Source organism: Micromonospora sp. NPDC049044, from assembly GCF_040649215.1.
In the GTDB taxonomy this organism is placed as follows: domain Bacteria; phylum Actinomycetota; class Actinomycetes; order Mycobacteriales; family Micromonosporaceae; genus Micromonospora.
This window is the reverse complement of record NZ_JBEZFA010000026.1, coordinates 1-12,418: the sequence shown is the minus strand read 5'-3', so window position 1 is coordinate 12,418 and position 12,418 is coordinate 1. Positions and strand designations below refer to the sequence as shown.

The 12,418-nt window shown below is 67.7% G+C and carries 9 protein-coding genes; 8 read left to right on the top strand and 1 reads right to left on the bottom strand.

The window, feature by feature from the left end:
• The first annotated feature begins 92 nt into the window (after window positions 1–92).
• The 5 genes from AB0B85_RS21305 to AB0B85_RS21285 all read left to right on the top strand — a co-directional run bounded on the left by AB0B85_RS21305 (window position 93) and on the right by AB0B85_RS21285 (window position 5,531).
• On the top strand, window positions 93–956 hold the full coding sequence (locus tag AB0B85_RS21305; RefSeq protein ID WP_357409844.1) for an O-acetyl-ADP-ribose deacetylase: 864 nt from the start codon (window positions 93–95) through the stop codon (window positions 954–956).
• 253 nt (window positions 957–1,209) lie between these two features.
• Entirely contained in the window at window positions 1,210–1,677 is a 468-nt protein-coding gene (locus AB0B85_RS21300; protein ID WP_357409842.1) for a hypothetical protein, read from the top strand.
• A 189-nt stretch (window positions 1,678–1,866) separates the two neighbouring features.
• Window positions 1,867–2,151, top strand: coding sequence for a hypothetical protein (locus tag AB0B85_RS21295; RefSeq protein ID WP_357409840.1), 285 nt, complete (start codon window positions 1,867–1,869; stop codon window positions 2,149–2,151).
• 596 nt (window positions 2,152–2,747) lie between these two features.
• Complete coding sequence (locus AB0B85_RS21290; RefSeq protein WP_357409838.1) at window positions 2,748–3,104, top strand: hypothetical protein; 357 nt, start codon at window positions 2,748–2,750, stop codon at window positions 3,102–3,104.
• Between the two features lie 516 nt (window positions 3,105–3,620).
• On the top strand, window positions 3,621–5,531 hold the full coding sequence (locus AB0B85_RS21285) for an immunoglobulin-like domain-containing protein (RefSeq protein ID WP_357409836.1): 1,911 nt from the start codon (window positions 3,621–3,623) through the stop codon (window positions 5,529–5,531).
• Window positions 5,532–5,607: 76 nt separating this feature from the next.
• Here AB0B85_RS21285 and AB0B85_RS21280 read toward each other — a convergent pair whose 3' ends face one another.
• Window positions 5,608–6,648, bottom strand: a complete 1,041-nt coding sequence (locus tag AB0B85_RS21280; protein ID WP_357409834.1) for a LacI family DNA-binding transcriptional regulator — start codon at window positions 6,646–6,648, stop codon at window positions 5,608–5,610.
• A gap of 560 nt (window positions 6,649–7,208) precedes the next feature.
• On the opposite strand from AB0B85_RS21280, the gene AB0B85_RS21275 reads away from it, so the two are divergent.
• The 3 genes from AB0B85_RS21275 (at window position 7,209) to AB0B85_RS21265 (ending at window position 12,329) form a co-directional block, all read left to right on the top strand.
• On the top strand, window positions 7,209–8,939 hold the full coding sequence (locus tag AB0B85_RS21275; RefSeq protein WP_357409832.1) for a cellulose binding domain-containing protein: 1,731 nt from the start codon (window positions 7,209–7,211) through the stop codon (window positions 8,937–8,939).
• A gap of 160 nt (window positions 8,940–9,099) precedes the next feature.
• Window positions 9,100–11,187 carry a cellulase family glycosylhydrolase gene (locus AB0B85_RS21270; protein ID WP_357409830.1) on the top strand — a complete coding sequence of 696 codons (2,088 nt, stop codon included), beginning with the start codon at window positions 9,100–9,102 and terminating at the stop codon, window positions 11,185–11,187.
• 209 nt (window positions 11,188–11,396) lie between these two features.
• Window positions 11,397–12,329 (top strand): GNAT family N-acetyltransferase, encoded by a 933-nt coding sequence (locus AB0B85_RS21265; protein ID WP_357409828.1) that lies wholly within the window; start codon window positions 11,397–11,399, stop codon window positions 12,327–12,329.
• Window positions 12,330–12,418: the final 89 nt, after the last annotated feature.

The following is a 12,418-nucleotide window of genomic DNA, read 5'->3' as shown; positions in this document are numbered from 1 at the left end:
TCCGCGGCTCGTCCGATCGAGTCGCCCGGTGAGAGCGCCGCTTCTGCTGGGCTGGTCGCCGCTCTGTCGATGCCTCCGGGCAGACTGATGCCGTGCCAGTTATCACCGCCGTTCCAGGTGACATCACGACGCAGGCTGTAGACGCCATCGTCAACGCGGCGAACACGGCTATGCGCGGTGGCAGCGGTGTGGATGGGGCGATCCATCGCATCGGAGGCCCGGCGGTCCTGCGTGACTGTATCGCTCGGTTTCCTGACGGCCTCGCCACCGGCGACGCCGGATGGACAACAGCGGGCGACCTGCCCGCGCGGTGGATCATCCACACGGTCGGCCCGAACTACAAGGCCGGACAGCGCGACCGCTCGCTGCTGGTGTCGTGTTACCGGCGGGCCCTGGAGGTCGCCGACGAACTGGCCGCGCGCAGCGTCGCATTCCCGCTGATCAGCACGGGCGTCTTCGGCTGGCCGCCCGCCGATGCCATCTCTGCGGCGATCGAGACCATCGCGGCTGCCGAGACGTGCGTCGACGAGGTGCGGCTTGTCGCATTCGACGAAGGCATGTACAAGCAAACGCGCGCCGCGCTCTGGGGTCGCTGTCCGCCACCGGTCGGCGCCCACACGGTCGGGTTCCTGTTCGAACGCGAGCCATTGCAGTACGGGCTGCGCGGCGATTCGTACCTGTGGCGAGAACTTCGCGCGCGGTTCGCCGACACGCCGCTGCCAGACCGCTGGTTCACCCTACGGGCGCTCATCACGGATGCCATCGAGGAGGTTGTTGGCGAACCTCTCACCAGCCGCGAATCTGCACCGTGGCACGACAGCGACGGGGCGATACACGTCCCCGCGTTCGACCCTGGCCACGGCATGTCTGCCGGCGCCGTGCACGTTCCGTGGTGGGTGCGCACGGGAATACCGATCTTGCTCGACCGCTACGCCGCGCTACGTGAAGCCGACTGATTCCCGGCTGACTCACCCTCGCCTGCGCCATCGTCTGCTGTCATCGGCTGAAGCGCCCCAAGAGTAAGTGGCTCTTGGCCGTCTCGAAGGATCACGCGATGGCCGTCTCAGGTGGCACATCAGTGCGCCTCGGGGCGCGCGGGCCTGCCGAGGAGCGGATGGCAACGGCCGCCGCCACCGCCGAACGTGGGTGCTCGCCTCGCTGTCGGTAGCTCCCACTGGTTGATCAACCTCAGCGGGCATCATGAGTGCCATGAGCGACGGGTACATCCGCCTGGTTCCGACCGACCCACACTGGCAGCCGACTCCCGGGGCTGCCACCGCAACCACGGCCTACGTCACCCGGCTCTTCTCGGGACCCGGCGACGATGTGGAGCAGGTCGAATATGAGTTCTATGCCCATGTCAGGTTGATCGACGCGGGAGAAAACTTCACCCGTGTCACATGTCCGCGCTGTGCCAGCGACATCGATGTGACGTGGCTCTTCGACCTGATCGACGAGAACGGCGGGCGCTTCGACGAGCTGGACGTGACGGTTCCCTGCTGCGGGACGACGGTTTCGCTTGACGCTCTTCACTACGACTGGCCGATCGCCTTCGCGCGCTTCGAGGTGAGCGCCATGAATCCGACGCGCGCCAAGTACGAGCTTGATGTGCAGGAGCTCGCCGAGGTGTCCGCGGTTCTCGGCCATCCGGTGGCGCAGGTCCTTGCGCACTACTGACCTCAGGGGCTGCACTTCGGTCCACACTCGATCAGCCGCACTCTCCTGCCGCGATCAGCGCTGGCGTGGTGACCCGCCCGATGGGTAGCCCCCGCACGCCTGCGGCGTCAGGGAGTGGAAGCCAGTGATCACCGCCGGGTAGCCGCACTCGCCGGGCTGGCTCCGTGGGGCCGGGCTACGGTCTCGTGTATGGACGTCTTCGTGCTCTGGCACATCCGGCACGCCCGGAACGTCGACGGGAGCCCAACCGTCCACCGCGAGGACGGCGAGCTGGTTTGGGACGAGGAAGACGGGGACGACCTCAAGGTCCTGGGCGTCTACTCCACCGAGCATCGGGCGAGTGAACGGGTCGAGGCAGCCCGACTGCTTCCCGGATTTCGCGACGAGCCGGACTGCTTCATGATCGATACCTACGAGTTGGATGAGGACCTGTGGACAGGCGGCTTCGTCTCCATACCTCGCGGTGAGGAATAGGCGGTCGGGAGTGCGGGGGTCGCCGCGCGACATAGCGGTGCGCAAGCCGGCGGGGACGGCCTGCCTGTGGAGTTGCGTCCGCAGCTCGAGGAACCCGTCTTCTGCGACGAGGCCGGGCAGTTCATCGTTTCGTCGAGTTCGCCAGCGACTACTACGAAATCGAGGTGGACCGGGCGGCAGTCGGACACGTGGTGGCCAACGGGCCGTGACCAACACCGTGATACAGGCGCTGAACCTCAGCTCACCCATGCCGAACTGCGGCACGACATCGCCACGATTGGCTACCCGATTGCCGTGGTGTAGCGACAGGTAGCGGCGGCAGATCGGCTGGGGCTCCTGTCTGTCGGCTGCTCGACGGCGCGGTGTCCAGGCTCGTGAGCGCTTTACTCAGCGGGCGGCCCATCGACTGGATGCTGGCTGGGTCAGGTCTGTCCGGACGTTCGAGGGCAATGCTCGTTACGCTCATGCTCATGAAGACGTGTCGGCTTGTGGCCGTTGCCTGTCTGGCCACGCTTGTCACATCGGGTTGCGGCGCCGGGCGGCCCACCACCCCAGCAGGCACCCCGACGACGTACACGTGTTGCGATGGCGAGGACGTGAACACGGTCTACCAGCCTGGCCAGGCAATGACGGTTCACTGGATCGTCAAGCCGGGGACGGACCCCGCCGCGAAGGCGGCGCAGGTCGAGCTGACTGCGCGCCTGACGGGCCCGTACGGGGATGCCAGCGAACTGAAGAGCGCCGCAGGGGGCACGACTCGGCCCGGTTCGGCAGAGGTGACCTTCGAGGCCCAGCCGGTGCGGCCATCCGGTGCGGCGGGCGAACGACCGGTGAGCGTCATTCCCATCGCGGTGGAGGCGCTGCCCGGTTATTACAACCTGACCTTTGCCGTACAGCAGGGTGGCGCAACCGTGGGCGGAGCGAGCATCGTGCGGGTCGCCCCCAGAGCCTGAGCCGATCGCGTACTCAGGGCTGCGGTGGTCCGGGCCCTGACCCGGTCACCCCGGGCACACCCGGACGTAGCCGTGGTTTCCTTTGATAGCCCTGGGCCATCGGTGCGGTGACCAGCAGAGAGGTGTCGAGAGTGCCCAGTCGGCCCGCCCGCAGTGCGTCGTCGATGGTCAGACGGGCGGCCAACGAATCGATTTCGCGAACAACCTTGCGCTCGTAGACAGCCCACGTCTAGCGTCTTCCATTGAGGTTCACCGCTGTTGCGGGTAAGCCTGGCCGGCGTCGTTTCCAGGTGGGCGCCACCGGACGAAAACTCTATGGAGCGCGCTCGTGCGCCGCGCGCCCCGCGCCACGGGCACCAGCGACGGTCCCACGGCCATCACCTGAAGCTGCGCCGGCAGCGCCAACCAACAGTGGAGCCTGCGCGGCTGACCGCAGCCCGGGGGTCGGACGCCGCCGGCACGCCGGCAAGTCTTGTCGCAGGAGGCAGCGGGGCAGCGAGCGCAGGGGGGACCACCATGACGGGGATCGCGGAGCAGGCCCTGGCCCAGATCACCATCCCCGACCTCGCGGACGTGCGGGGCAACGTGACGCTCCCGGCCACCGTGGCGGCGGTGCCGAAAGCGGCGGTGAGCTGGCGGTCGTCCAGGCCGGAGGTGGTCTCCGACGCAGCCGACGGTCCGATCGCGGCGGGGGTGGTGCGGCGGCCACCGGCGGGGTCGGCGCCGGTGTCGGTGACCCTTACCGCGTGCGTCAGCGCCGGCGGAGACCGCGCATGTCGTGACTTCGTCCTGACGGTGCGACCCGCCGTGGAACTGGCGCCGTTCTCCCGGTACGGCATGACGAACTTCGCCAGGTCCAACAGCCAGGCGGGGCAGCAGATCTACATGGCCACCAGCGTCGGCAACGACGCGACCCGCTGGACGGCGGTCAGGGGTGGGCAGGTGTTCCTCCAGTCCAGCAAGGGCATGCACGCGGTGCGGGACCCATCCGTCGTCCGCTCGCCGGAGGGGGACCGGTTCTACCTCGTCGCGACCGACCTGAATGTCGATGGCCGGGCGTACGGGTGGCAGAACTGGGACTGGGCACAGAGCGGCGCGAGTCGCTACATCGAGGTGTGGGAGTCCACCGACCTGCGAACCTGGTCGGAGCAACGGCACGTTCTGGTGGCCCCCGAGGAGGCGGGCATGACGTTTGCGCCGGAGGCCATCTGGGACACCTCGATCGGCGCCTACGTCGTGTACTGGACGTCGTCGGTGTATCCGAGCGGGACGTACTACACACCCGACCGCACCGACCCGAACGGTCGCTACCCGCTCAGCAGGAACCAGACCCTTTACACCACCACCCGGGACTTCGTGACCTTCACACCGCCGCAGGTGATGATCAACAGGCCCGGACACGGGACGCTGGACGCCGTCCTCATCCAGGACGGCGAGGACGGCTCCTACCACCGCTTCGTCGCCGACCGCACCTCCACCGGCGTCGGGACCACCAGCTACGTCCCGTCGTGCGGCTCGGAGGACATCTACCAGGAGCGGGCGACCTCGGTGCTCGCGCCGCCTGAGCAATGGCAGCTGGTCAGGGGCTGCATCACCCACGACACGATGGGCACCACCTACGCCGAGGCGCCGATGGTGGTGAAGGCCAACCCCGGTGACGTACGCGGGGCGGGCTACTACCTCTATGCCGACCAGAAATGGCTCGGCTCGCCGTCGGGAGCCCGCCTGGAGGAGCAGCTGCACCCGTACTGGGGCGACGATCTTGCCTCCGGCCGGTGGACGCCCATCGACTGGGCGCAGAAGCCGAACTACGAGCTGGCCCAAGGCGTCATCCGCCACGGCAACATCTTCGCGTTGACCCAGGCGGAGCACGCCGCCCTGCGCGGCGCGGATCCGTCGTCGATCGCGGTGCGAATCCCTCCGGCGCGCACCAGCTACGCCCGAGGTCAGGCCCTGGATCTGACCGGCCTCGTCGTCACGGCCGACTACACCGACGGTGTCCAGGGTGAGGTCCTGCTCGCCGGACACGGCGGATACACCATTTCGGGGTACGACCCGGACCGGCCGGGGAGGCAGACCGTGACCGTCTCCTACACGGTGTCCGGTCAGACGCGGACCAGTTCGTTCCACGTCGACGTCGTGGGTGTGTCGGCGATGGTCCGGTCCCGGTGCGCCGCAGGCAGGGTGACGCTGACCGTGGCCGTGCGCAACGAGGGGTCGGCGGCGATGGATGCGGATGTCCGGACCGACTTCGGCGCGACGTCAGTCAAGAACCTCCGGCCGGGTAGGGAGCGGTCGCATCCGTTCGTGACGCACAGGCGCAGCGTTGCCGCCGGGGTGGTCACCGTGACGGCATCCGTCGAGGTCGACGGCAGGACGCTGCGGGTGGCACAGACGCTCGCGTACGAGGCGACCTCCTGCCGGTGACGGCGGGCGGCGGCCTGGCCCTCGGGTCACCACGTCGCCGACATCCCCGAGCGGGGATCGAAGTCCTGGCGGGGGATCAGGGGGAAGCGGGCGGCGCGGTGCTGCCACGCACGACGAGCGCGGTGCCGAGCTCGTACCGGTCCTGTGTCAGCGGGTGGCCGTCGGCCAGGCTCAGCGCGAGTCGGGCAGCGGTCGCGCCTATCTCACCGAACGGCTGCCGCACCGTGGTCAGTGGCGGTGCCAGCCACGCCGCCTGGTCGACGTCGTCGAAGCCGACGACGCTGAGGTCGTCAGGAATCCGCAGGCCGGCATCGCGGGCCGCGGCGTAGACGCCCATCGCCTGGAGGTCGTTGCCGCAGACGACGGCCGTCGGCGGGTCGGTCCGGGCAAGCAACTGCGCGCCGAGGTCACGGCCGTCGTCGAAGCTGAAGACACCGCGTCGTTCGAGCGTCGCGTCGAACGCGACACCGGCATAGTCCAACGCGGCGCGGAAGCCGTCCAGACGAGCTCGCGCGGACAAATCGTTGACCGGGCCGGTGATCAATCCGATCCGCTGGTGCCCCAGATCGAGAAGATGTCGAGCGGCGGCCAGAGCGCCGCTCCAGTTGTTGGACCCCACGGCGGGGGTGGGGAACAGGTCGTCAGTCGGGTCGATGGCGATCAGTGGTATGCCGCTGGCCGCGAACTGCTCACCGTGATCGGCGGTGACCGTGGAGAAAGCCGTGATGACGGCTGTCGGTCGGCGCAGCAGCAGAGGCTCCACCCAGGGCTGGCCGGCCAGCAGACGGCGATGCACATCGGTGAAGCCGACCATGCAGTCCCGGGCGCTGGCGACCTCCTGAACACCTCGCAGGATCTCCATGGCGATCGAGGGCAGCATCCGGTCGAAGACCGCCTCGATGCAGAGGGTCGCGCTACTTGTCTGTCGCCGCCGGTACCCGTGGTCGCGCAGCAGTGCCTCCACGCGCCTGCGCGTCTGCTCGCCCACACCGCCTCGGCCGTTGAGGACCTTGGAGACCGTGGGCGCGGAGACGCCGGCGAGCTCGGCGATCGCGGCGATGGGCAGGTCACCGCGCCAGGGCTTGCGGGCGCGCGGCAGTTGACCTTCCTCGATCACGCGGGAATTCTACCGGTTGTCCGGGCCGTACCAAATCCGCCGCGAATACCGCAGAAATGTTTGCGACAACATTTCGTGTGCCGACCGGGTGGGAAGCGCTTGCCGTCAACCTCCGGTCAACTTTGGAATGCTTTCGCGAAACCTCGCCGGCGTACCTTGACGCGTGGCATGCTATCCACCACAGTCGATGTGGGCGAAAGTGGCGTGTCGTCGGGAGCTCGGCCGCCAACAGGGCATCACAGTGAGTCAGTGTCAGGTGCGCTGGGCAGCACCTGTTAGCGCTAACGATGTCCTGCACAGCTGACCTGGCCGCGGTGGCGGCGTGGCCTGGCGGCGAACGGTCCGCATCGTGGAATCCGTGTCGATCGCGACCCTCCGGCAGGAGAACGACCGACCTCACTCTGGTGCAAGGCCTGCCTCCCGCGGTCTTCGCGGCAAATTCCGGCAGTGACGCGGCGCGGATCTCGACTTCGCCGCGATCAGTCGAACAGGCAGGCCGGCGAGTCTGGATTGCATTGCCTTGGGCAGTATTCGTCCCCCGAATTTCAGGAGAATGATCTATGAGGAGATCCAGCGTCATCAAGGCCGCCGCGGTGTCGGCCGGTGCGGTGCTGTTGGCATCGACAGCGGTTGCCGCGATGCCGGCCGGTGCGGCGGCGGCTGGTTGTTCGGTGGATTACGGAGTGTCGTCGCAGTGGCAGGGTGGATTCGGTGCCAACGTCGCCGTCACCAACCTTGGTGATCCGGTCAGCAGTTGGACGTTGGAGTGGTCCTACAGCGCGGGGCAGAGTGTCACGCAGGCGTGGAACACGACGTTGACCCAGAGCGGTGCCGCGGTCACCGCCAAGAACGTCAGCTACAACGGGGTCATCGCCACCAACGGCACTGTGTCGTTTGGTTTCAACGGATCGTGGACCGGCAGCAACCCCGCTCCGACAAGCTTCACGCTCAACGGGGTGGCCTGCACCGGGGACCCGGCGCCGACCACCCCGGCGCCGACCACGCCACCACCGACCACCCCACCGCCAACCACGCCACCACCGACCACCCCACCGCCGAACGGGCCGGCGGACATCACGGTGAACAGTGCGACCAGGTATCAGACAGTTGACGGGTTCGGGGCCGCGCAGTCGATCTGGGGTAGCGCGTGGTCGACGGCCGAGACGCAGACGCTTGTCGGGCTGGGCGCCAACCAGTTGGGTCTGTCCATCGTGCGCACTGGTCTGTCGCCGGTGTCGAGTGAGTGGGCGACGCATGTGAACTCGTTGAAGACGGCCAAGGCGTCCGGGTCGAACGTGAAGATCCTCGCGTCGCCCTGGACCGCGCCGGCGGCGTGGAAGACGAACAACAGCCGGGTCAACGGCGGCAAGCTGAAGACCGACTACTACGACGACTACGCGAACCATCTGAACAGCTACGTCCAGTACATGCGGGGACAGGGGGTGAGCATCGACGTCACGTCGGTGCAGAACGAACCCGACTGGCACCCGGACTACGACTCGATGGACTGGAGCGGCACCGAGCTACGCAACTTCGTCCGTGACCAGGGCACGAAGGTGCAGAACACCAAGCTGATGGTCGCCGAGGCGGTCAACCTCAACTACGGCTTCACCGATCCGACCCTGAACGACGCCACCGCCCGCAACAACATCGGCTACATCGGCGGCCACCTGTACGGCACCGAGTCCGCCGGCCGGCTCGCGCCGTACCCCCTGGCCCAGCAGTACAACAAGCCGGTGTGGATGACCGAGTGGAACCTGCACGCCGCCGACGGTGGCGGCTCCAACATCTGGGGCAACCCCAGCAACGTCACGGTCTGGAACGAGACGCTCGACGACATCATGCGCACCGTGCACCGCTCGATGGAGGCCAACTGGAGCGCCTACATCTGGTGGTACGGCAAGCGCTACTACTCCTTCATCGGCGACGGCGAGTCGGCCTACGGCACCATCGCGGGCGCTCCGCTCAAGCGGGGGTACGCGTTCTCGCAGTACGCCAAGTACGTCCGCCCCGGCTACCAGCGGGTCGGGCTGACGAAGAGCTCCAAGGCCTCACCGCTGGAGGTGACCGCCTACCAGGGTGACGGCAAGGTCACGCTGGTGATCCTGAACCGCTCGAACAGCGCGGTCAACAACGCGGTGGTCCAGGCACCGCAGAACGTCACCCGAGCCGAGCACTACCTCACCTCACAGAACGCCAACGCGGCCAGCCAACCGACAACCGTCAATGGCGGGCAGGCCACCATCAACGTCAGCGCCCGCAGCATCTCCACACTCGTGTTCACCCTCTGACGGCTGCACCGCCCAGTCGGGCGTGTGGGTGGGGATCGCGCATCCGCACCCACACGCCCCACTCACGTGACTCCTTCTCCCGATCCGGCCGACGGCGCAGGCCGCCGGCACGTGCAGACCCACCTCACCCCAGGCGCCACCACGGCGAGGAGTTCTCCTGATGAATCCGCAGTACGTTCGAACGACATATCGACGGGTCAGCCTCGTCGTCGGCGCGGTGGTCACACTTGTGCTGGCAGGGCTGATGGTCGCCGGGAACGCCCAGGCGGCGGCCGGCTGCCAGGTGGCGTACACCGTGCCGTCGCAGTGGCAGGGCGGCTTCACCGCCGACGTTAAGGTCACCAACCTCGGCGACGCGGTCAACGGCTGGAGCCTGACCTGGACGTTCCCGTCCGGCCAGCGCGTCACCCAGGCGTGGAACGCGACGGTCACCTCGTCCGGCAACCAGGTCACCGCGAAGAACGTGAGCTACAACGCGGCCATCGCCACCAACGCGACGGTTGCCTTCGGCTTCAACGGGTCGTGGACCGGCGGTAACACCGCACCGACGTCGTTCGCCCTCAACGGGGTCACCTGCACCGGCCGAGTGGCCGAGACACCGACACCCACGCCGACACCGACCCTGACCCCCACCCCGACCGATCCGCCGCCGGCCGGCGGCGACGCCATGGCCACGGTGGCGGCGATGCAGCCCGGCTGGAACCTGGGCAACACCATGGACGCCATCCCGGACGAGACCGCCTGGGGCAACCCACTGGTGACCCAGGCGCTGCTACACCAGGTGAAGGCACAGGGCTACAACAGCATCCGCATCCCGGTGACCTGGAGCAACCACCACGGTCCTGCCCCTGCGTACACGATCGACGCGGCCTGGTTGAGCCGTGTCCGGCAGGTGGTCGACTGGGCGCTCGCGGAGAACCTCTACGTGCTGGTCAACCTGCATCACGATTCCTGGCAGTGGATCAACGGCTATCCCGGTGACCGCACGAACGTCATGAACCGTTACACAGCCCTGTGGACCCAGATCGCCGCCACGTTCCGCGGTCACTCGGCGAAGCTCACCTTCGAGAGCATCAACGAACCGCAGTTCGCCGGCACGTCCGGTGACGCCCAGAGCGACGAGGTGCTGCGCGAACTGAACGTCGCGTTCGTGCGGCTCCTACGCCAGTCCGGTGGGAACAACGCCACCCGGCTGCTTGTGCTGCCCACCCTGAACACCAACTCCAACCAGGCCCAGCTCGACGCGTTGGCGACCACGATCAGCCAGCTTGGCGACAGGAACATCGCGGCTACCGTCCACTTCTACGGGTACTGGCCGTTCAGCGCGAACATCGCCGGTGGCATCCGCTACGACACGAACGTCGAGCAGGATCTGCTCCAGAGCTTCGACCGGGTGCACGCCGCCTTCGTCGCCAAGGGTATCCCGGTGATCGTCGGCGAGTGGGCCCTGCTCGCCTACGACTACACCCGGCCCGGAATCATCGAGCGCGGCGAAGTGCTCAAGTTCTTCGAGGCGGTCGGCTACCAGGCCCGGACCAGAAAATTCACCACCATGCTCTGGGACGCCGGGTCGTTCCTCAACCGCACCGACCTCCAGTGGCGCGACCCCGGCCTGTACGCACTGATGAAGGCGAGTTGGACCACCCGGTCGGCGACCGCGTCGTCGGACCAGATCTACGTACGCCGTACCGGCACCATCACCAGCAAGTCCCTCACCCTGAACCTCAACGGGGCCTCGTTCCGGAGTCTGCGGCAGGGCAGCACCGTGCTGACCAGCGGCACCGACTACACTGTCGCCGGCGACACGCTTACCCTCACCAGTTCTGCGTTGACCCGGCTGGTCGGCAACCGTGCCCCGGGCGTCAACGCCAACCTCGAAGTGCACTTCTCGCAGGGGGTGCCCTGGCCCATCAGCGTCATCTCCTACGACCCGCCGACGCAGGCCGCGGCCACGGGCACCACCACCTCATTCAGCATCCCCACCCAGTTCCGCGGCGACCAACTCGCGACCATGGAGGCTAAGTACGCCGACGGCAGTCCCGCCGGGCCGGCCAACTGGACCTCGTACAAGGAGTTCTGGAGCACCTTCCAGCCGGACTACGCCACGAACACCATCATCCTGAAGCCGGAGTTCTTCGCCGAGGTCAACGACGGCCCGGTCACGCTCACGTTCCACTTCTGGAGCGGCACCCAGATCACGTACCGCCTGACGAAGTCCGGCACGTCGGTCACCGGCAGCGTCTCCTGACCAGAGCGAACAGCGACGATCGGTCGCCAGGGCATCGACGATGCCCTGGCGACCACTGTCTGGATGGCCAACCGGTTCACCGCTCGTCGTCCACCACCAGAGCAGCACAGGGATGTCGTACTGCATTCGTTCGAGCTCTAGATCAGAACGAGGGCCGCACGACCCGTCGACCCGTACAGTCGTGGTGCTGGTCTCGCTAGCCTCTGCGGATGATCACTTACCGCGCTGCTGCCTCCGCAGACCTCGACCGCGTGACCCGATGGCTCGTCGCCGAGCCTGTCGGGTGGATCCCCGCCGACCGTTACCTGGCCGATCTGGCCGAGGACATGTACCGGCCGGAATGGACCTGGATCGCCGAGCACGACGGTCAGGTCGTGGGACGGGCATTGTGGTGGGGGCCGAAGGGTAGCCCGCATCCGGTAGCGCTCGACTGCCTCGACGTGGACCCGGCCGTGGGCGACCGTGCCGCCGTCGCGGCCGAGCTGATCAGGGCCGCGCTGGCCGGGTTCCCAGAGCCGGTGCAGTACCGGATCAAGGTCACCGGTGACTGGCGCGACGACTCGGCCACCTCGACGGCCGTGGAGTGGCGGCGGGCGGCGGCGTACGCGGCGGGCCTCACTCGGGAGGTGGAGCGGTTGCAGTTCGAGTGGGCGCCCGCCGACGGGGTGCCCCCGGCGGCCGGCAGGCTGCGGTTCGCCGAGGCCTCCGACGAGGAGTTTCTCGCGGTGTTCAAGAGAATCGCCGAGGGCAGCCTGGACGCCCAGACCCGTGCGAACCTGGCCGCCAAGGGCGTGGACGCGACAGCGCGCGAGGAGATGGACTTCTATCTCCGGGCGCCGGGTAGGCGGGAGTGGTGGCGGATCGCCCACACGCGCGAGGGCGAGGTGGTGGGCATGGCGATTCCCTCCGCGACCTCGTACAACGTGAACGTCGGCTATCTCGGGGTGGTGCCGGAGTTCCGCGGGCGTGGCTACGTGGACGAGGTGCTCGCCGAGATCACCCGCCTGCACGCCACCAACGGGGAGTCGCACATCACCGCCACCACCGACATGGGCAACACGCCCATGGCTGCCGCTTTCCGTCGCGCCGGATACCGCAACACGGGGATCCGGATCAGCTTTTCCAACGACGTCCAGCCCTAGACGAGTAAGTCCTAAGTCAGGGCGGGGCTGCGGACGCAGCGAAGGGTGTTGATGATCCGTTTGTGACGACAGACATCAACACCCTTCTC